The sequence below is a fragment of the Streptomyces sp. NPDC048600 genome (assembly GCF_055587025.1).
Genome location: NZ_JBVJGZ010000047.1, coordinates 1 through 19,704, shown reverse-complemented (window position 1 = coordinate 19,704; position 19,704 = coordinate 1). Strand labels below are relative to the sequence as shown.

Annotated in this window: 15 protein-coding genes, 3 pseudogenes and 1 CRISPR repeat array; of the genes and pseudogenes, 7 read left to right on the top strand and 11 right to left on the bottom strand. The window is 70.9% G+C overall.

Annotated features, from left to right (window positions below):
* From ACZ6SQ_RS36460 to ACZ6SQ_RS36445, 4 genes and pseudogenes are all read right to left on the bottom strand, one after another.
* The gene (locus ACZ6SQ_RS36460) at positions 1-1,152 is read right to left on the bottom strand and encodes a C40 family peptidase (protein ID WP_469569979.1); all 1,152 of its coding nucleotides are present in this window, start codon (positions 1,150-1,152) and stop codon (positions 1-3) included.
* On the bottom strand, positions 1,152-4,055 hold the full coding sequence (locus tag ACZ6SQ_RS36455; protein ID WP_469569977.1) for a hypothetical protein: 2,904 nt from the start codon (positions 4,053-4,055) through the stop codon (positions 1,152-1,154). The genes ACZ6SQ_RS36460 and ACZ6SQ_RS36455 overlap by 1 nt, the downstream gene beginning before the upstream one ends.
* Before the next feature lie 3 nt (positions 4,056-4,058).
* The gene (locus ACZ6SQ_RS36450) at positions 4,059-4,412 is read right to left on the bottom strand and encodes a hypothetical protein (protein ID WP_469569975.1); all 354 of its coding nucleotides are present in this window, start codon (positions 4,410-4,412) and stop codon (positions 4,059-4,061) included.
* Positions 4,409-6,513: pseudogene (locus ACZ6SQ_RS36445) on the bottom strand (ATP-binding protein); the annotation flags it as partial. The pseudogene ACZ6SQ_RS36445 and the gene ACZ6SQ_RS36450, both read right to left, overlap by 4 nt.
* Positions 6,514-6,591: 78 nt before the next feature.
* Here ACZ6SQ_RS36445 and ACZ6SQ_RS36440 point away from each other — a divergent pair.
* Positions 6,592-7,800: a zinc-ribbon domain-containing protein gene (locus ACZ6SQ_RS36440; protein ID WP_469569973.1), complete on the top strand. Its 1,209-nt coding sequence runs from the start codon at positions 6,592-6,594 to the stop codon at positions 7,798-7,800.
* Between the two features lie 639 nt (positions 7,801-8,439).
* On the opposite strand, the gene ACZ6SQ_RS36435 is transcribed toward ACZ6SQ_RS36440, so the two are convergent.
* Together ACZ6SQ_RS36435 and ACZ6SQ_RS36430 are read right to left on the bottom strand one after the other, a co-directional pair.
* Positions 8,440-8,805, bottom strand: a complete 366-nt coding sequence (locus tag ACZ6SQ_RS36435; RefSeq protein WP_469569971.1) for a hypothetical protein — start codon at positions 8,803-8,805, stop codon at positions 8,440-8,442.
* Positions 8,806-9,340: 535 nt separating this feature from the next.
* Positions 9,341-9,607 (bottom strand): annotated as a pseudogene (locus ACZ6SQ_RS36430) (RNaseH domain-containing protein); the annotation flags it as partial.
* A gap of 158 nt (positions 9,608-9,765) precedes the next feature.
* Between ACZ6SQ_RS36430 and ACZ6SQ_RS36425 the strand changes: the two are divergent.
* The 3 genes from ACZ6SQ_RS36425 (at position 9,766) to ACZ6SQ_RS36415 (ending at position 12,398) form a co-directional block, all read left to right on the top strand.
* Entirely contained in the window at positions 9,766-10,179 is a 414-nt protein-coding gene (locus ACZ6SQ_RS36425; RefSeq protein WP_469569968.1) for a hypothetical protein, read from the top strand.
* 980 nt (positions 10,180-11,159) lie between these two features.
* Positions 11,160-11,677: a CRISPR direct-repeat array (repeat unit 29 nt; unit sequence CGGGACACCTCCGCTCGCGCGGAGCGCAC).
* Positions 11,678-11,771: 94 nt separating this feature from the next.
* Positions 11,772-12,110 (top strand): hypothetical protein, encoded by a 339-nt coding sequence (locus ACZ6SQ_RS36420; RefSeq protein ID WP_469569966.1) that lies wholly within the window; start codon positions 11,772-11,774, stop codon positions 12,108-12,110.
* 36 nt (positions 12,111-12,146) lie between these two features.
* The gene (locus tag ACZ6SQ_RS36415) at positions 12,147-12,398 is read left to right on the top strand and encodes a DUF7660 family protein (RefSeq protein ID WP_469569963.1); all 252 of its coding nucleotides are present in this window, start codon (positions 12,147-12,149) and stop codon (positions 12,396-12,398) included.
* A 337-nt stretch (positions 12,399-12,735) separates the two neighbouring features.
* On the opposite strand, the gene ACZ6SQ_RS36410 is transcribed toward ACZ6SQ_RS36415, so the two are convergent.
* Entirely contained in the window at positions 12,736-14,037 is a 1,302-nt protein-coding gene (locus ACZ6SQ_RS36410; protein WP_469569961.1) for a WD40 repeat domain-containing protein, read from the bottom strand.
* 213 nt (positions 14,038-14,250) lie between these two features.
* Here ACZ6SQ_RS36410 and ACZ6SQ_RS36405 point away from each other — a divergent pair, with 213 nt between their 5' ends.
* A complete protein-coding gene (locus tag ACZ6SQ_RS36405; RefSeq protein WP_469569959.1) occupies positions 14,251-14,400 on the top strand; it encodes a hypothetical protein in 150 nt (49 codons plus the stop codon).
* Between the two features lie 444 nt (positions 14,401-14,844).
* Here the strand turns inward: ACZ6SQ_RS36405 and ACZ6SQ_RS36400 are convergent, their stop codons facing one another.
* Positions 14,845-16,716 (bottom strand): WD40 domain-containing protein, encoded by a 1,872-nt coding sequence (locus ACZ6SQ_RS36400; RefSeq protein ID WP_469569958.1) that lies wholly within the window; start codon positions 16,714-16,716, stop codon positions 14,845-14,847.
* Positions 16,717-16,933: 217 nt separating this feature from the next.
* On the opposite strand from ACZ6SQ_RS36400, the gene ACZ6SQ_RS36395 reads away from it, so the two are divergent.
* Both ACZ6SQ_RS36395 and ACZ6SQ_RS36390 read left to right on the top strand, forming a co-directional pair.
* Positions 16,934-17,125 carry a hypothetical protein gene (locus tag ACZ6SQ_RS36395; RefSeq protein ID WP_469569956.1) on the top strand — a complete coding sequence of 64 codons (192 nt, stop codon included), beginning with the start codon at positions 16,934-16,936 and terminating at the stop codon, positions 17,123-17,125.
* Between the two features lie 275 nt (positions 17,126-17,400).
* The gene (locus ACZ6SQ_RS36390) at positions 17,401-17,829 is read left to right on the top strand and encodes a DUF6210 family protein (RefSeq protein WP_469569954.1); all 429 of its coding nucleotides are present in this window, start codon (positions 17,401-17,403) and stop codon (positions 17,827-17,829) included.
* Between the two features lie 10 nt (positions 17,830-17,839).
* Here ACZ6SQ_RS36390 and ACZ6SQ_RS36385 read toward each other — a convergent pair.
* The 3 genes and pseudogenes from ACZ6SQ_RS36385 to ACZ6SQ_RS36375 form a co-directional block, all read right to left on the bottom strand.
* Positions 17,840-18,123: pseudogene (locus ACZ6SQ_RS36385) on the bottom strand (transposase); the annotation flags it as partial.
* Positions 18,124-18,134: 11 nt separating this feature from the next.
* Complete coding sequence (locus tag ACZ6SQ_RS36380) at positions 18,135-18,467, bottom strand: hypothetical protein (RefSeq protein ID WP_469569952.1); 333 nt, start codon at positions 18,465-18,467, stop codon at positions 18,135-18,137.
* Positions 18,468-19,199: 732 nt separating this feature from the next.
* Positions 19,200-19,391 carry a hypothetical protein gene (locus ACZ6SQ_RS36375; protein WP_469569949.1) on the bottom strand — a complete coding sequence of 64 codons (192 nt, stop codon included), beginning with the start codon at positions 19,389-19,391 and terminating at the stop codon, positions 19,200-19,202.
* Positions 19,392-19,704: the final 313 nt, after the last annotated feature.

Below are 19,704 nucleotides of genomic sequence, written 5' to 3'. Positions count from 1 at the left end.
TCATAGCAGCCGTGCGCCTCCCGCGTAGCCGGACATGGAGCTGACCGGGTCCAGGCGCACGAGGGTGCCGGGGCGGGCGGCGTTGATCATGCGGCCGCTGCCGGTGTAGATGCCGACGTGGTGGATGGTCGCGTCGCGTCCGGGCGTGTGGGCGAAGAAGACGAGGTCACCCGGCTCGAGTGCGGCGATACCCAGTCCGGCGGGGATGCGGCGGCCGACGCCTGCTTGTGCGGCTGCGGTGCGGGGCAGGCGGATCCCGGCGCGGGCGTAGGCGTAGACGGTCAGCCCGGAGCAGTCGAAGCCGTTGACCGTGGTGCCGGTTCTGCCGCCGGGGGAGCAGCAGATCCCGTAGGAGGGCCCGCTGGCGTTGCCGCCGCCCCACGAGTAGGGCACCCCGCGCTGGGCGAGCGCGGCCTCGAGGACCGTACGGACCGTCCCGGAGACGCCTGCCAGGCCGGGGTCGTTGGCGGCCCGGGTGTACTGCGCGATCCACCCCAGCACGTCGGCGACGTAGGTGGCGGAGTGGTTGTACGCGAGAATCGCGGCCTCGAGCTGCGGCTGCCTGGTGAGGTCGCGGCCGTTGCCGCACAGGTAGACCGCGGCACCGAGGGCGGCGTCGTCGGCGTTGTGCGGGTCGGCGACCTGGTCCCCGTTGGCGTCCTGGCCGGTGGTCTCCCAGGTGGAGGGCAGGAACTGGAACGGCCCCACGGCGCGTTCGCCGGTGGCGGTGCCGTCCCAGCGACCCCGGTCGGTGTCGGGGAAGGCGGTGGTGTTGCCGCCCTGCCCGGAGCCGTTGAGGAGGACCCCGTAGATCTTCGGACGGATGTCACCGCTGGCGGTGATGCTGTGTCCCACGGCGTGGTTGGACTCGATCTTCGCGATCCCTGCCAGGACGGGCCAGCGCATGCCCCGGCACCGCGGCACATACCGGCCCACCCGCTGGACCGCGTGCTTGTAGGCGGTGAGCATCCTCGGCGGGATGTCCGCCGAACTCCCGCCTCCGGCAACCGAACCGCCCGTGCCCGCCTGGGCCTGGAGTGCGGTGTAGGCGGTGATGGCGTTGCCCATGGGCACGGCGCAGGATGCCGCCGCGCCGGCCAGCAGCACGGTCGCGCATGCCCAGCGGGTGATACGCCGTCGCGTGCGGCTCATCAGTCCTCTCCTTCCGCGTCCGGGGGTTCGGGCCGGCGGTGGCGCCCGCCCGTCGACCGTGGGGGCCGTGGCGGCCGCGGTGGGGTGGGTGGGGGCTGGTTGCCGGGGTCGGTGCGGCGCAGCAGTTCCCGGAAGCGCTCCTCGGCCTGGCGGCGGGCGTCGCTGCGCGGTGTCCGCCGCCCTGGCAGAGCGGAGCCGGCTGGTCGTGCGCTGCTCTGAGGTGGTGGCGCCGTCGGGCCAGGGTCCGGCCGGCGTGGAGGCAGTGGTGTGCTGGTGGGGTCGGGCGGGGGAGGGGACGGGGGCCGTGGTGTGCTGCCTGGCAGGCGGGGAGGCGGCGCAGGGTTTGCGTTGCTTCGGCCCGGTTGCGCCGTCGGCCGGGCCCGTGGCGGTGCGGGCCGGGGCTGCGTCGGCGGGCGCCGGGTCCGGCCGACTGTGTTGGGGTGGGTCGGCGGGGCGGGCAGGGGGGAGTTGCTGTTCGGGCCGGAGGCGGGTAGGACCGGGGCTGGGTTGGGTATGCGGCGGCTGGTGAAGGGGGCCGGCCCGCTGTGGTCGCCGCCGTCCCGGACGGCGCGGGCGGTATTCCGTGCGGCGTCGCCCCAGGCACGCCCGTCCTCCCGGACGGCGTTGCCCCAGACCCGTACCTGCTGGCGGGCGTCGTGGGCGTACCGGCTGGCACCGGCCCGCGCGCGGCGTGCGGTGGTGGGCAGGCCGGCGGTGGTTGCGTAGGCGGTGCGGGTGGTGCGGTTGAGGATGCGGTAGCCGCGGAAACGCACCAGCCGGTTGTGCGCCCGTGTGGCGAGCAGGGTGCGGTCGGTGTTCTGGTCGTGGAGCACTGTGCCGGTGGTGCGGTCGACGATCTGTCCGTCCTCGTCGCGGTGCCGGTCGCCCGGCCCCCGCGGCCGCAGCGGACCACCCGGACCGCCACCGCCCGGGCCGCCCGGACCTCCTGGCCCGCCCGGTGCTCCGGGTGCGGTGGGGTTGTCGTCGCCGTCGGTGGTAGGCCGCTGCCACCGCGCGAGCTGCTCGCGGTCGGGGCGCCGTCCGATGAGGAGCCAGTGGCCGCCGCGTGCTGCGAGGCGTGCGCCGAGTCCTGCGACGGCGGCTCCCGCGGTGAGCGGGGCGAGTCCGCGGCTGGCTTCGGCGCTGGCGTCGGACAGCAGGCGTCCGGTGTTGACGGGCATACCCGTCCCGTCCGCCATCGAGGCGAGCGCGCCCATCAGCCGCTGCCGCGTCCCGAGAAGCCCGAACCCGCCCCTGCCCCCGGTGAGCGCGCGCATTCCGCCCGGTGAACCGGCCAGTGCCGTGGGGGTGTTCATGGCGAGGGCGGCGCCGAGTTCGGAGGTGTCGCCGGGCAGGTGGGTGCCGCCGATCTTCACGTACCGCATCCTCATCGCCATCCGCCGGCCGAACCCGGAGATCCCCGCCAGCAGCCTGCGGTGCAGAGCCGCGCCGACCACCGCCATCGCGACGATGAGGAGCATCCGTTCGACCATCAGGTCGGGGCCGTCGGTGATGGTGGCGTCCACGGCGATCGCGAAGAACGGGATGAACGCACACACCCCGACCACCGTGAGGCAGGCGATGCCCCACAGCGACAGCCACTTCCACACCGACTGCCGGGCCGGGCCGGGCAGCATCGCCGCCACGAATGCCACCCCGGCCGCGGCCGCGGCGCCCGCGCAGGCTGCCTGGGTGCCGAGGAGCACGAGCGCGGAGGACAGCATCATCCCGGCGATGAACAGGGCGGCGACCAGGAGCAGGAGGGCGCCGCCGATCCGCCACCAGGTCGGCTTCCCGGCGTAGGCGGCGCTGGCCTTTCCGACGTCGCCGGCCTTGTTCAGGTCGGCGAGGAACGCGGCGAACTCGCGGTCCTCCTCACTGACCACCGCGTTGGAGGCGTCCAGCAGTTCCCCGCCCGGCGTGAGCGCGGGCAGGTCGCCGGCCGCGCTGTCTCCGGCGCGCTCGCTCTCGCAGTACTTCCTCGCCGGTTTCGCCACCAGCCGGCACGGGTCGTCCTCGCCACCGTCGCTGGCGTGGGCTTGGTAGCCGCCGGTGACCCATTTCAGGTGGACGGCGTAGGCCTTGCGGTCGGCAGGTTTGCCGGGGTCGAGGATGCGCCCGTACTGCAGCAGCATGTACGGCTTCACGACCAGCGCGTTCGTGATCGAGTCCTGCAGCGGCCGCGCCACCTCCGCCGCCGGCACCGACCCCTCACCCTCACGCTCGAGGCACCTGATCTCCTGCCGTCCCGCCATCCCGTCGCACGGACCTCGACTGGCGAGTTTGCCGCCCCAGTCGTAGGAGTTGACCGACCGCTCCGCCACCTCCGCCGCCACCCGCGCCGACTGTCCCAACGGCCCGTCCGCGGCGAGCAGGGTGTCCGGGCGGATCAGGGTGGAGGCGGCGAACGCCGCGATCAGCAGCGTGAGCACCATCTCGCCGAGCCCGCGGCCGATGCGGCCGCGCACGAGCATGAAGCCGGTGAACACGAACGACCACGCCAGCAGCAGCCCCTTGAGACCGAGGGTGTCGACGACGATCGTGTTGTAGGTGTCGGCAGCCTTCTGCGCGGGCGCGACCAGCAGTTTCAGCAGCGGGAAGCGGAACGCGACCTCGACCGCCCACCCGGCCAGCCCGACCAGCAGCCGGATCAGCATGAACAGCCCGGACAGGGCGAAGGCCAGGGACTGGGTCCTGAGGCTGACGATGGAGCCGCCCTCTGCGTTCAGCTCGTACCCGTCGATCGGTACCCCCTCGGACGAGGAGATGTTCAACGGCGCGAGCAGGTCACCGGTCGCGTTGCCGTCGGCGGCGTGGACGACCTGCGCGTTGACCATCACGAAGAACACCGTGAGCAGCAGGACCGAGCCAATCGAGCGGAGGGATCCGCGGTCTGGACGCATCTCTCAGCCCTGCCTTCGTCCGGCCGTTACCCGGCAGCGCAGACCGGCGAGCAGGACGAGGCCCACGGCAGGAACGGCCGGCAGCCAGGAAGCGCCCCCGTTCTGGCGGCCGTCGTCCGCGTGGGCGGCTGCATGGCGTTCGCATGCTTCACCGGCCGCGCCCACAACCAGCGCGCATGCCGGGGACTGCTGGTGCTGGTCGGTGGGGTTGAAGGCTTTGTCGGTGTGTGGCCACCAGGCCTGCGGCAGGCCGGTGGCGAGGATCAGCGTGAGCATCCCGACTGCCGCACAGCTGAGGGCAAGGGCCAGGAGCCTTGCCGTGGTGAACTGGTGTAGGGACCGTAAGGAGGAGTTCATGACGGACGCTCCTCGGACCCGGCGGCGCCCTTGCCGCCACGCCGGCTTCGGCCGCGCGGCCTCCGGGCGGGTGGCGTGGCGGTGGGTGGTTTGGGTGTGCCGGGGGTGGTGGTGATGGAGTCGGTGATGCGGGGAACAGCGGGGATGATGACCTTGATCCGGCCGGTGTTCTGCCGGGGGCAGGTCAGCAGGAACTCGCCCTCGCGGCCGCGCTGGCCGACGGGGGACAGGCCGGTGGTGACGAGCCGTACGAGTTCGCCGTCGCCTGGGTCGAGGCCGATGAAGTCGAGGCCGCGGCGGGCGCGTTCGCGGTCGGTGGTGCGGGCGAGCGCCCGGTAGGCCATCAGGCCGCGGTCGGGGCCGAGTTCGTCGGCGTCGTGGGATCCGGCGATGAGTCCGGCGCCGTGTTTGCGGCCGTCGTGGAGGATCTCGTGCACCAGGGCGGTGCCCTCGGCCGAGCTGGTGAGCCAGTACAGCTCGTCCAGCACCACCGCAGTGAAGCGGCCCGGGTCCTCGAAGGCCGTCTGCCGGGCGATCGCGGCGATCAGGTAGAGCACGGCGCGGCCGATCAGGGCTTCCAGCGGCTGCTGGTGCAGCACCTCCGGCTTGTCGAACGCGGCCTTCGGCGGCAGCTTCAGCCCCGTCGTCGTGATCACGATCATGTCGCTGCTGCCGGAGGCATCGAGCCGCAGCGGCGGCAGGCCGGGTTCGAACACCATCGCGGCGAGCGGGTTGTCGGCGACGACCCGGATCAGTCCGGCGAGGGTGGCGGCGGCGTCCTGCCGCCTGCCCGCCTTGCGCCCGGCCATCTCGTCGAGGACGTCCAGCACCCGGGACATGGACGGCCGCCTGCCGGCGGCGGCCTGTTCGACGGCGTGGTGGAGGACGCCGCCGCTGGTGCTCATCGCGGCGATGCCCAGCTGCAGGGTGAGGTAGGACAGCGCATAGTGGCGGCCCTCCGCCCCGGGAAACAGCCGCAGCGGATCGATGGACACCTCCGCCCGGGCCGCGTCGACGACCTGGCAGCGGTCGCGGGCGGCGCTCCGGGCGAACGCGGCCCATTCCCGCACCGGGGTGCGGTCGATGCAGATCGCGCAGCCGCCACGCGCCCACACCGCCTCCGCGATCAGCTTCTGCAGCACGCTCTTCCCGGCGCCGAGATCACCGACGATGCCCATGGAGGCGGATGCGTCCTGTTTCGGGGCGTCGGCGACGTTGATCATGACAGGGCGGGTGGTGCCGCAGTCCAGGTCGATACCGAGGAACATGCCGTCGGGGTCGCCGACCTCTGTGGTGGTGAAGGCACCGACAGGGCCCAGTCCTCGCTGACCTGGTGCTGGGTGAACTCCCGCACCACACCCGGCCGCACGGCACCGGGCAGGCCGAGCGTGAACAGGGCCTCCTGCAGACCTGCAGGGCGTACGGCCCGGTAGTCGGCGCCGGCGAGGAGCGCGGTGAGCGCGCGGGCCCGCGCATCACACACCGAAGCGGTCGACCCCCACACGCTGAGCACGGTCACCGACTGCACCTCCACCTCCACGCTGGTGCGGGACAGGCGGGCATCGAGCTCGCCGAGATCGCGGGCCGCGTCGGTCAGGGAGGCGGGCATGCCGGTGGGGCGGGCGTCGTACTGGTCGGCCTGGTCGACGAGCTCGTTCTTCTTGCGCCGCACCTGATCCCGCGCCGTCTCCGCCGGCACCAGCGTCAGATCGACCGCGTAGTCGACGGGAAAGTCCAGCAACTCCAGCTGCGCGAACAGATCCGCCGCCTCCAGCCCGACCGCGGGCGGGCACTCCGCCAGCACCAGCTGCGCCTGATAGCTGGTTCCGGTCTCGGTCTCGACCTGCAGCCATCGCCGTGCGAGTGGCGACGACGACCTCTGCCGCCACCAAGAGCTGCGGCCCGAGCGGGTCACGGCGTCCGCGGCCGTCGGCTCGTCCGTCTCGAAGCTGACGCCGCCTTCGTGCAGGCGGACTTGGCCGAGGTCGGCGTAGCTGGGGGAGCGCAGCACCCCGCCCCGGACCTGCCCGCCGTACCGGTCGCTGGTCTCGGCTTCGGTGAGCAGGGGTTCGGGCAGGCCGCGGTGCAGGGCGTGCTGGATGTGGTGGCCATCCGGTAGTGCGCCGGTACCGCGCAAAGCCAGCCTGTCCACCCGCGTCTGCATCCACGCCCATGCCAGATGCAGAACGACGCTGCCACCTGGGAGACCGTCACCGTCAAGGCCCGGCGGGAGGTGGCCTGGCGCTGCCCCGACTGCGGTTTGCGGTTCACGAAACGGATCCTCGATATGGTCAATATGTGCGACTGCCCGGAGTGCGAACCGAAACGACGCGCTGAGTGGGAGGCGGAGTACGCCCGCTATCAGACGACGCCGGTCGCGGAGGTGCCCGAGCTGCTCGCCGCCTGGGACGACGAGGCGGATCCCCGGACCGTGATGGTCGCGGACTACGGGCCGCAGCGCCAGCTACGCTGCCCGCGAGGACACCGAGCCCGCCAGTCTCCACTCACGTATCTGCGTAACGGCTGCCCGTCCTGCCGCGGGCAGGACACACGCGCGGAACGTCTCGAGGCGATCGAGGCCGATCCCGAGGCCCACAGACTCAACGCCGAAATCGCCGCACAATGGCACCCGACCAAGAACGGGAAGACTCAGCTGCCAAAGGTGTCACCTGGTTCGCGCAAGCTCGTGTGGTGGCGGAATCCAGACTGCGGCCACGAGTGGCAAGAGACACCGGTCCGCCGAGAGCAGGGCCAGCGCCTGCGATGCCCGGAATGCCGTACGATCCTCGACTCACTCGCCTACCACTTCCCCGACGTGGCGGCGGAGTGGTCGCCAGCCAATCCGCTGTCCGCGTGGCAGGTGCGCCCGACCGGCCAGACCTTGTTCACACCTGCCTGGATCTGCTCCGCAAACCCGGATCACGCGTGGCAGGCGGCCCTGTCCTCACGCGTGAACGGCAGTGGCTGCCCCGAGTGCCGGGAGCACGGCAAGTCCCGTGTGGAGCTTGACCATTGGGCAGCCGCCGAGCGCGTCTTCGGCCGGGCATCGTCCGGCCAGTCAGTGCGGCACGAGGCGTTCGTCCGCCGTGCGAACTGGCTCGTTGACATCACGGCCGAGACGGCCGGCGAGCAGAAGCTTGCCATTGAGTACGACGGCTCCTACTGGCACGCGGATAAGGCCGACCTCGACATCGAGAAGTCCCGTGACCTGCTGACCGCCGGATATCTGGTGGCCAGGCTGCGCGAGCATCCACTGCCACCGCTCCCGATCGATGACCCGAACTACGCGGAGTTCGTCGTGTACTCAGCGATGCCTACGCCTGATGAGACGATCGAGCGGGTGAGAGAGTGGGCGAACAGACGGGACGAGGGGCAGGCCCCGTGCTGAGGCCTGTTGCGGGTGAGGTGACCGCCGTCTCCTCACTCTATGAGGGCCTCAAACGGCCGTCTCCGCAGCCACTCGTTCGAGACAGGCTGTCCGTGGATCCACCCGTAAGAGCATCAACGTGGCGCTATGAAAATGGATCCAACACCCCCAGGGGTTCGTGCCTGGCCTTGACGTCTGTTGATCTCCACGATCCGTCAGTGCTCAGGAGGAGTGCGGGGATGCGGCTGCCTTCTCCCTGCACCTGTCATGCAAGTTTAGGCGTCCCCCCAAGGCGCGCTTCGCCGAGGCGGCAGCGGTGGAGATGCTTGCCGGGTGCCAGCGCTCTTGGCGAGCGTGGCCACAGCATCGGCGACTTGGGCGAGGAGCGTGTCGGCATAGGCCAGGACGTAGGCGGCCGTCCCGCTGAGGACATCCTGGGCATGGTTGGAGAGTGCCAAGGGGGCGCCTGGAGGTTGTCCGCCGTGAGCTTGGCGTGCCTGGTCTTGCTGTTGCTCAGCAGCACCTGAAAGTGTGGCCGCCCTGCCGTCCTCCAGCCGCTTTGCGTGGACTCTGGAACCATTGTTCCGTCGAACGGCGAAGACCTTGAAAGACGACGCCCCGGCTGCGGAGAGCAGCCAGGGCCTTGACGCATCGGTCGGGTTAGCCGAGCGTTCCGGCGAGTTCGCCGTTCTCTGCTTCCTCGGCTGTGAGTTGCAGGGTGCCGCGGTGCGAGACTTCCACCTTGTAGAATTTCTCGCCCTTGGGCACGTCATCGATGGCGATGTCGAACGTGCACGTGCCGAAGGTGATCGACTCGCTCTCGCCAAGACTTCCGGTGGCGATGACGTCTCCGCTCGCCCCGTAGACGGTAACGGAGGTTCCCTCGCTGATGTCGTCGTAGCCGCCGCTTCCTTCGCAGCCGGAACCTGTCTCGGATCCTCCTTCGAGGAGAGTGAACTCCCCTTCGAGGGTGAAGGTAGCGGGGGCGCCGCCTACGTTTGCAGTGATGGCCCAGATACCGCCCATGACTGCTGCACCCAGGAACGCGCCGATGACTCCTGCGACGAGAGGTCTGACGCGCTGTGCTGGTGCTGGTACGGGCGGGGTGGGTGGTGGCGCGGGAGGCTCGGCTGGCAGTGGCGGTTCTTCGGGTGCCTGCGGAACGGTGTCTGACATGCTCCCCCCAGGGATGAGATGGAGCGGCAGGCTATCGCCGAGATGATGTTGTTTGGGGAGGGTTGGATGCGCCTTCACCGATTCGAGATCGAGGCTGGCTCACCCGTCGTCGCCGTCCTCGCATTCTGCGCTGTGCAGGGTCGTCCGGGGTCCCCACAGGTATTTATCAATGGCAGCTCCTATAGATCGTCAAGCGGCTTGAGTGGCCTGTCGCTGGCGGAGTCGGCTCTCTGCGGGTGCCGTGCGGCGGCTGGGCTGCGCGATCCGGTCCGTCCGTGCAATGACCGGTCTGTCGGGCGCGCGTGCGCCTGGCGAGCGTGCCGGCACCGCGGCCCTCCTGTCTAATCTGAGGCATGGCCGCGGTGATCGCCTGCTGGGTTGGTCGCTACCCCAGGTACTCGGTCATGAGGTCTGCGCAGTGGATGAACCAGGGCCAGACGGTGCCGTTGGCGGCGTGGAGGACGGAGCGTCGCAGGACCTGGACGTACATGGCGAGTTCGGCCGGATCGTCGCCGTCCTGGAGGAACGCTGTGACGATCTCCAGGGGGCGGGGGTTGTGCACGAACCAGGTGGCGTTTTGGGGTTGGGCGGGGTCGAGTTTGGTGACGTTGAGAGGGGCCTGGTTCTGGTCCGGGCGGGGGTTGAGGCCGTAGAAGACGGTGTCGCTGTGCTGGACGAGTCTGCTGAAGCGTCAGAAACGAGGAAGAGCAACGCGAGCGAACCCCCCGCACACCGGCCCGGCGCCTCGCTGCTGCGCGCATCACCGAGACTCTATTGCGATCAGTGCAATTTTCTGCGATCGTCGCATTTATGGATCTGATCGGTGACATCACAGCCATCCGTACCCCCGCGCCGCAGCCCGGCGACGTCACACCTGACGAGCTCTACGCCGACGTCCGCGAGCAGGCCGAGCGCGCCCGCGCCCAGGACGCGGCCGACCTCCAGGCCCAGTGCGACGGCCTCGAGGAAGACCCTCTGCTCCTGGCGCTCGGCAGCGCCCGCGCCCGGCGGGAGGCCGCCGACCGGGAGATCCGTCTCCTGCTCGCCTACGGACGCGAGTTCCACGGCAACCGCCCCTACAAGCTCGACCCACTCGCCGCAGCGAGCGGGATGACTCCCTCCGGCATCCGCACCGCATACGGCAGCGGTGAGATCGAGGCCGTGGCCCGGCAGGTCAACCGCGCGCCCGACGGCCGTCGCCACACAGACCGGGACCGGCAATGACCGCACACCACGAACGCTCGGAACAGCAGTGCGCCTGCCCGCGCCCCTGGCCCGCCCTGGCCACGGTCATCGAAGAACACGCCTGGACGGTCGAGCCCGCACCCGCGCACACCCCCTCGTCCGCGCTCTACCTTGCCCACTGCACCGGCTGCGGCGCCCCCTACCCAGGACCGTGGAGACGACTGGCCCCCTGCCCAGGGCGCTTGAACCCTGACCGCCACGCCGGTGCTGCTGACAGCTCGCAGAACATCCCCGCTCGCGCGGAACGTACGAGTTCACGGCATCCATGAACCGCTCGCCGTACGGAAATCCACCGCTGGCGCGGAGCGCACGGGCGGTGTACTGCCGCCCGGTACGTCTGCCCCGGGACACCTCCGCTCACGCGGAGCCGACCGGACCTCGACGCGGGTGTAGAAGGCGTAGTTCGGAACACCTCCGCTCGCGCGGAGCCGACCTGTTCGAGATCGAAATGGACAAGGTCAAATGCGGAACACCTCCGCTCGCGCGGAGCGCACCCGACCCAGGACGAGATCGCGGACGCCTACTTCGGGACACCTCCGCTCGCGCGGAGCGCACGCCACGCGTCCGGCATCGAGCCCGGCGCGATGTTGTCGATCGGGACACCTCCGCTCACGCGGAGAGGACATCTCAGCCGGGGCCCGGGTGACCGGGAAGTTCGGACACCTCCGCCGGCGCGGAGAGGACGGCGCACTGATCGACGTGCCCGGCATCAAGACCGGGACACCTCCGCCGACGCGGAGAGGACCTACTTGGGCGTGGCTGACAGTCTCCCAGAGCCGGAACACCTCCGCTGGCGCGGAGAGGACCCGGAGATGGACTTCTTGGCGTCCGGCCAGAACGGAACACCTCCGCTGGCGCGGAGAGGACGTGGTGCCCGCGGCACCTCCGGAAGCGGCAGTCGGAACACCTCCGCTGGCGCGGAGAAGAGTTCCGCTTGGCGGATGACCCGGATCTCGGCGTCGGGACACCTCCGCTGGCGCGGAGCGCACATGGGGCCCAGCAACGAGGCCGACTACAAGGACGGGACACCTCCGCTCGCGCGGAGCGCACTTTCAGATCAGCCGGTCCGCGCACCCCGGGTTCGGGACACCTCCGCTCGCGCGGAGCGCACACCGCGTCGGCCGAGTCCTCGGCCAGGTCATCCGGGACACCTCCGCTCGCGCGGAGCGCACACCACGTCCGACACCGCCCCCACGGAGCCGGCCGGGACACCTCCGCTCGCGCGGAGCGCACGACCACTCCAGGCCGCGGACCTGTTCGGAGTACGGGACACCTCCGCTCGCGCGGAGCGCACTGCCCGCCGCCTGACACGTGTCAGCCCCGCAGCGGGACACCTCCGCTCGCGCGGAGCGCACCCCGAGATCTCCCCGAACCGGTCCTGCGACCGCGGGACACCTCCGCTCGCGCGGAGAGGACCTGTAGACGCTCACGATCGTGTTGACGGTGAGCGGAACACCTCCGCTCGCGCGGAGAGGACTCGAGCCAGTGCAGGACGAACACCCCGTCGGGCGGAACACCTCCGCTCGAGCGGGGGTGTCCCGGGGTTCGCGACGGCCAGGGTGCTGGGGCCAATGTCCACTCCGCGTGAGCGGAGGTGCCCCGCAGGCTATGTCGTCTCGCTCGCCCGACAAGAGGTCAAACGCCTCCGGGCCGAGAACGGCCAGCTACGGCAACAAGCCCGCGTTCACCTCAGCCAACAGGTTGAGCGGCTCGGCACCCATGACCTGGTCGACCGCGTCAACGAGCTCACCGAGGAGAACTTGCGGCTGTCCACCGCGGAACGGCAGGCAACCACCCAGATCGCGGAACTACGGCAGCGAGTCACCGAGCTTGAGGACGATCTTGCCGCCGCCCGCACCAGCCTCCGCCGCATGTTCCGCGACGAGAACCGCCCACCACCGACCCCCTAAATGGCCGTCATACGGGGCCGTCGGATACTTGCCGGCATGTCCCTTACTCCAGATGATGAGATCCGCAGCCGCGAGGAACTGGCCGCTTTCGTCCGCAAGCTGCACCAGGACTTCCTGCAGCAAGGCGATGCGTGGGAGAACAACACACTCGCCGCTTTCCTGGAAGCCCTCGCCGCGTGGGTGCACGACTCCCCAGGCTTCTATCAGAACTTCGGCAAAGAGCTTCCAACAGGCGGTGACTGGACCTTCATCGCCCGCGCGCTCCAAGCAGCCAAGGTCTACGAGTAACCAGTACCCGACTTCCATCGGCTCGCCTCGCACCACCTACATGCCTTACGTCCCTCACGCTGCCACGGGGCTCTGAGCTGCAGTGAAGGCGTTTGAACCCGAGATGACCGTGGTCGTAGTCGCCTACATCGAAGTCTGATCCCGCACTTTGCACCCGGACCTGTGAGCGCGCTGAACTGCCGTACCGCAGGGAACTTCACGCGGTCGGCCTGCCCAGCACCTATGTGCCGGCTGCGCAGGATTGCGAAGCGGGCACATGGGCGGGCTGGGTGTTGTGCTCCGGGCAGGGCGCGCACGGGAAGCCGGTACCTGTCTGGAGGGGCGGGGGCGACCGGTTTCACGTGGGGCGGGTGCGCGGGTGCAGGTGGTGGAGGCGGACTCCGGCGGCCTCGGTGACGGCGAGGAGGGTGCCGTCGGGGGAGAACGCGACGCTCAGGACGGCGGTGTTGGGCTCGTGGGCGAGGCGGTCGGCGACCGGGAGGCCGGTGGCCGGGTCCCACAGCCGTACGCCGCCGCGGACGCTGCTGGTCGCCAGGAGCGTGCTGTCGGGGGAGAACCACAGGCCTTTGACGTCGCCGGTGTAGCCGTCGAGCGGCCGGCCGCTCTGCTCGCGCAGGCTGTAGGGGTCCCACAGGTGTACCGCGCCGCCGGAGGCCGCGGCGAGCACGGTCCCGTCCGGCGAGAACTCCATCGCGTCGACTTTCTCGCCGGACACCCCCAGGGGTTTGCCGACCACGCGCAGGGTGGCCGGATCCCACAGCTCGATGCCGCAGACCTCGGAGGCGGTTGCGACCAGGTCGCCGTCCGGGGCCACGCTGACCAGGGTGATCCTCTCCGGCCTGTCGCGCTCGTAACTGCGGTGCTGGCGGTCCTTTACCTGCCGCGCGTACGGGCTCGTGCCGTCTCGGCCGGTCCCCTGGTACTGGACGTGGAGCCTGCTGCCGATCGCGAAGGCCTGGCACGTCCAGTCGGAGGAATGCCCGATCCCGGTGACGGTGTCGCCGGGTTGCCGCACCATGGTGCGGGTGATCGTTTCGTAGTCGTGCCCGTTGGCCCAGGGGCTGCGGATCTCCACCGTTCCGTGTCCGTCGGGGAGCGTCACCCAGACGGCGATGGAGCCGTCACGGCCGATCTGGACGAACCCGCGCTCACGGACCTGGCTCCGTGCCGCGGTGAGCCGGTCCATCCATGAGGTGTCCGTCATCGGGTCCCCGGTGTCCAGGTCCACGACGGCCTCCCCCGTCCTCGTGCCGGCGACGTACAGGTGGACGGGGTCCTCCCCGAAGAGCTCGATACGCATCGGCAGGCCGGTCAGCCCCGAGAGCAGGCGGCTTTCTCCCAGCCGGCCGCGGGGCGGGGACCCGGCCCGGACCGCTTTGCGGGCCCGCACCGCCCGCGCCCGGGCCCCGTGCCAGGCCCCGTACCGGTCCGACGGGACACGGCACGCCCCCAGCAGCTGGTCGAGCTGGAGAGACTGCGGGATCGCACCGGCCCGCCAGTTCGCCAGGCTGTTCTCCGCGACCGCGGCCAGCTTCGCCAACGAGGCCGCCGACCCCGTGCGCAGCAGCGCCCCGTCGAGCAGCGCCACTAACGCCGCGGTGAACTCCTGCGGCGTGCCCACGTCCTCCAGGTCCCCCACAGTGCCCCTCCTCCTGGGTTGCGCCGCAAGTTGCGCCCCAACCTGCCCGCGAGTCTAGAGCTGCGTCCGCACCCCCACCTGCGGTTTCCCTCAGCTCCACAACGTGCGGCGCGACTTCCTGCAGCATTCGCGGTCCTGCGGCGGCGCCCGCCTATCAAGGAGGGAAACCGGCGGCGCCCGCCGCCGGGAACAGCCCGCATCCCGGGGGACGCCATGACCTTCATCCAGCTGCTCCTCGAGCAGTTCGCCGTCGGCCTCGCGGCCGGCCTGCCCTCCGCGCTCGCCGCGGCCCTCGCCCCGCCGGCCGTCCGCCGCCTCCTGCGGCGCCGGCGCGCCCGCCGGGGAGGCGAGGAGGCCGAGTGATCCGCTGGAGGCCGGGGCGGGGATCTCGGTGTCGACCGTGTCGTCGATGTAGGTCTCGTGACAGCGGTGCACCGCACCTTCGCCGTCCCACGCGGTGGGGCGACGCGAGCACTGGCCGTGGATGGCCATCCAATACGCGGGCAACGCCCCGCTGCCGGCCGCGACCGCCACGCTGGAGGTAGCGCAGGCGGCGGGCATGATCCCGGGTCAGACGGCGTGGGACGACGCACAGATCGGCCAGCAGCCTCAGCCGGCCCGCTGCGCGCTCTTCTCCCTCGTTTTCGCCCGGCCCGGGTGTCCTTCCCATGGCGGGGCGTGTCCTGTCCGGCCGTCAGGCGGGCGAACAGGACCGCGTTGGCGGCGAGCGGGGACGCGGACCGTACGGAGGGGTTCGGGTTCCAGGGCCCGCGCCGGCCTTGCCGGGATGCCGATGCGCCGCCCTGCTCATTCCGGCCGCCGGACGCCTGTGGGAGTTGCCCACAGGCGGACCTGGCCGTCGTGGCAGCTGCTGGTGGCGAGGAGGGTGCTGTCTGGTGAGAACGCTACCCCCGCCACCCCGCGAGTGTGGCCGGTGAGGGGTTTGCCGACGGGTCGGCGGGTGGCCGGATCCCATAGCCGGACCACAACACCGTCGCGGCTGCTGGTGGCGAGGAGAGTGCTGTCGGGGAAGAACGCCACCCCCGTGACCCTGTCTTTAGGGCTGGTGAGGGGGTGGCCGACGGGCTGTTGGGTGTTCCAGAGCCGGAGCCGGCCGTCGTGGCTGTTGGTGGCGAGGATGCTGCTGTCGGGGGAGAACGCCAGGCCTACCACCCTGGTTTTGTGGCCGGTGAGGGGTTCGCCGACAGGCTGGCGGGTGACCGGATCCCACAGCCGGAGCGTGCCGTCCTCGCCGCTGGTGGCGAGGAGGGTGCCGTCGGGTGAGAACGCCACCGCGTACACCTCGCTGGTGTGGCCGGTGAGGGGTTGGCTGGCGGGCTGGAGGGTGGCTCGGTTCCAGAGCCGGGCGGTGCTGTCGTAGCTGCCGGTGGCGAGGAGGGTGCCGTCGGGTGAGAACGCCACCGCGTACACCGTGCCGGTGTCGCCGGTGAGGGGTTCGCCGACGGGCTGGCAGGTGGTGGGGTTCCACAGCCGGGCGGTGCCGTCGTAGCTGCCGGTGGCGAGGAGTGTGCCGTCGGGGGAGAACGCCACCGACCACACCGCGCTCCTGTGGCCGGTGAGGGGTTCGCCGACGGGCTGGCAGGTGGTGGGGTTCCAGAGCCGGATGGTGCCGTCGTGGCCGGTGGTGGCGAGGATGCTGCTGTTGGGGGAGAACGCCACCGCAAACACCCAGCCGGTGTGGCCGGTGAGGGGTTCGCCGACGGGCTGGCAGGTGGTGGGGTTCCAGAGCCGGACGGTGCCGTCGCGGCTGCCGGTGGCGAGGAGGGTGCCGTCGGGGGAGAACGCCACCGCCAACACCCCGCTGGTGTGGCCGGTGAGGGGTTCGCCGACGGGCTGGCAGGTGGTGGGGTTCCAGAGCCGGACGGTGCCGTCGTTGCTGGCGGTGGCGAGGAGGGTGCCGTCGGGTGAGAACGCCACCCCGCGCACCCAGCTGGTGTGGCCGGTGAGGGGTTCGCCGACGGGCTGGCGGGTGGCTCGGTTCCAGAGCCGGACGGTGCCGTCCTCGCCGGTGGTGGCGAGGATGCTGCTGTCGGGTGAGAACGCCACCGCGTACACCCCGCCGGTGTGGCCGGTGAGGGGTTCGCCGGCGGGCTGGAAGGTGGGTGGGGCGCCCAGCCCTCGCAGTCGCAGCGGAGCAGTGCTGCGGGTGGTGGCAGGGGCTGCGTAGGTGTGTCTGGCGGCCGGTTGTCTGTCCGGCTGTTCGGTCTGTACCGGGGTCGCATGCTCTGCCGTTGTCTGCCGGGGCACCGCGGGCGATTCGGTGCTCTCAGAGGCCGCAGGCACCACGGGAGATGGTGTGCTGGCTGTGCGTTGGCGTGGGGGGCGGGCTTTGGTGGTGGCCTCCCAGCGCGCGTGCCAGATGTCGAGTTCGGGGGCGTCCTCGGCCGGCGGGTCACAGGGCCTGCCGGTGCGGGGGTCCCAGGACATGAGGGTGCGCACCAGCCACAGCAGTCTGTCCCGGCTGGCGTAGCCGCCGTTGAACAGGCCGCTGAGGGTGGAGGGGGCGAGGGAGACACCCTCGTCGGTGAACAGGTGCTGGGCGTGTTTCTCGATCGTGCGCAGGGAGGGGTTGCCTGCCCGGATCCTGAGGCCCGCCAGTTGGTCGGCCTGCTGGTGGAGGAGTTCTTCGTAGCTGCCGGTGGTGTCCGGTAATGCCATGTGCCTGGTTCCCCGTCGTCGTGCCTTGGCAGGCCAGGCTAGGCCGTATCGGGCGTACAGCGCTGAACTTCCCGGAACACTCCTGAACACCCTTGGACGCGTGATCGTGTTCCGCCGAACACAGCGCTTGTTCGCTGCTGGGCGCGCAGTGATCGGACTTCTGCGGGGTTGTTCGGTCTGTGCAGGTCAGGGCCTTGCGCGGTGCACATTCGAGGGCATGACGAACTCTCAGAACCCGCAGCCGTTCCTGTCCCTTCACACCGCCGTTGTCCTGCTGATCGCTTTCGTGATCGGCACTGTCATGGGTGTCCTGGCCGCCCTCGCCGGCGCCCCGGTGCCCGCGGCCGTGGCCGCGGGCATCACCAGCGCCGGTGCCACCGTCGTCCCGCTGCGCAGCCTCGTCCGCTGACCGTGTTCGCCGACCTGCTGGGCGAGCATGCTCGCCGGGTGGTTCGACTGCCTGGAGCCGTCCTGGCACCGGCCACCCGGCAGGCGCGGGTGGCCGGTGCCAGGACGGTCCGGCGGCGGTGGTGCCGGGGGACTCGCGCGCGTTCGGCGTGCACGTGCCGTGGCGCCCTCCGAGGGGGTGCTGTACGGAAGTTGTCCGCGGCCGCGGGCCCCTCGGCCGGGGGGCTTCCGCCCTGATCGTGGACACGGATGGCGGCAGCCCGGAAGGCTGCCGCCATGAGCTCTCGACGCTTTGTCTTCCTCGATCCAGACGGCATCAGTGGTGGCGGCTGGTTGCATGTGGTGGTCGAGGCGAGGACCGGAGTCTTCTACCAACAGCAGTACGGCGGAACCGCCTGTCGGCAGGGGCAGGTGGAGGGCTTTCTGGTGCCGCTGTTCGGCCCTGATGAGCTGGACGCCCTTCGCGAGCTGTTCGAGAAGGACTTCCGTGGTGCCGGCACCTGGAACCACGCGTGGCCGGATGACGAGCGGGACAGGCTCCGCGAGATCATCGGAACCATCCGCTACTGGGCGTGCGACGGGACCACTGAGGAGCTGCGTGGCCTGCGGTTGGACGAGAGCCGGGTTCGAGAGGTCGACGAGGCGTGGGTTCCGGTGATCACGCCGGACGGCCCTGGCGTGCTGGTGTGGTTCAACTCGGACTGAGCTTGCGCGGTCAACCGTCCGCCCGCAGCCAGAGGATCAGTGCAGCGATGACGACCCCGGCCCGGTAGCGATCTGCCAGTTTGTCGAACCTGGTGGCCACGGCGCGGAACTGCTTCAGCCGCGCGAAGCACCGCTCGACGACGTTCCGCCCCCGGTAGGCGGTCTTGTCGAAGGCCGGTGGCCGACCGCCCCTGCGCGGCGGGCTCGGTTGGCGATCTGGTCCCGGCGCTCGGGGATGGTCGCTTTGATGTTCCGGCGCCGCAGCAGGTTGCGAATCTTCCTGGACGAATAGGCTAGGGCCTGTTCTAGAAGGCGTCGCAAGCGCCTCTGGTTGGCCGTCCGGGGAAGCTGCGGGCGGCCAACCACAGGATGAGGTCGCGAGCGATCGTGCCGATGCTGGTCTCGGTGATCACGTTGTGTTCGCGACGGCTCGCGTCGCGGCGGACGATCTCGTATCCGCCCTCGTCGTGGACGGCGACCGAGACGTACCAGACCGGATTGTCCTCGTCGGGCTGGATGACGACGAACGTGTTGTCGGTGTCGTTGAGGTCGTCGACCAGCATGAAGATGGCGTCCTCGGATGGGTCGTCGATGCGGTCGCCGTTCTCGCTGTCGGCGCAGTAGTAGTCAGCGGCCACCGATCTCTCCCCTTGTGCGACGCCCGACCCGGGCTCGCGGTCAGCATGGCACGCAAGCCCGACACCATGGGACCTCACAGCCACAGCATGTAGCGGCCGCCGGGCAGACCGTCAGACGCTGGTGGCGGTATCTCCTGATCCAACTCCTGACTCCTCTCCTGATGCATCTCCTGATCGAGTCTCCGGGCCGCTCTCGCGATACCGCAGGTCACGACGGGGGTTCGGGTGTGGTCGGGGTCGGACATCCCCCTCAGAGCACCCCACGACCGCTTCACCCCGGAAGAGGAAGGTTGGGAAGGGAGGGCGGGCGGGACGTGGGGAGCGCTGCGGGGGATCGGGGCCGGCTTCTTCCTGTGCGGCGCTTGGCGGAGCGTCGCGCGCGCCGGGCACGCCGTGCCGGATGTTGCGCTGGAGGTTGCGCCAAGAAGTTGCGCTAGGTGTTGCGGTAGAGGTTGCGCAGCCCTCCAGCGCGCTCTCGCGTCCTTGCAGGTCAACCCCCGGAAAATGGTGGTCTGCTGGCTGGACATCCCCCTCTGCACACCCCCTGCGCTCGCCAGACCAGAGAAGAAGGGAGGGAAAGGGCGGGCGGGGCGGGCGGGTGCGTGCCGCCGGGGGATCGGGGCCGGTCTCTTCTGTCTCGCGCGTCGGCGGGGCCTCCGCGCTGGGCGGGCCGGTCGGGTGCGGAGGACCGCCCGGCGGGCCCACAGGGGCCTTCCGGAGGCGCTGAGCGGGTCACGGGTGCAGGGCTTGGATGATGCCGAAGGCGATGGCGGTGAAGACACCGAGCGCGACCAGGGCGAGGCTGATGGGCTCGCGCAGGCCGGGGCGGCGGTGGGCGAGGTAGCCGAGGCCGCCGGCGAGGGCGAGGCCGGCGACGGCCAGGAGCAGCGCGACGAACACGGTGAGCGCGGCGAAGACGGACACAGGTTCCCCTGGGGGTTCGGGCACGCGGCAGTGCCGCGTGCGGCCGGAGTGCGGAAGCCGCGCGGGACGCTCGGGCCGGGCCGGAGCGGGTTGTGGCGGCGTGCTTCAACGCTCCGGGCTGGTGCCCGGTTGCCGGAAGAGGGGCGAAGGGCGGCAAGGCCCGCAATGTTGCGCACCTCTGCGGGGCGGCGGTGTTGCGGCGGCAGGCAACCTGGAGAAGCGGCGGGGGGGGGGGGGGGGGGGGGGGGGGGGGGGGGGGGGGGGGGGGGGGGGGGGGGGGGGGGGGGGGGGGGGGGGGGGGGGGGGGGGGGGG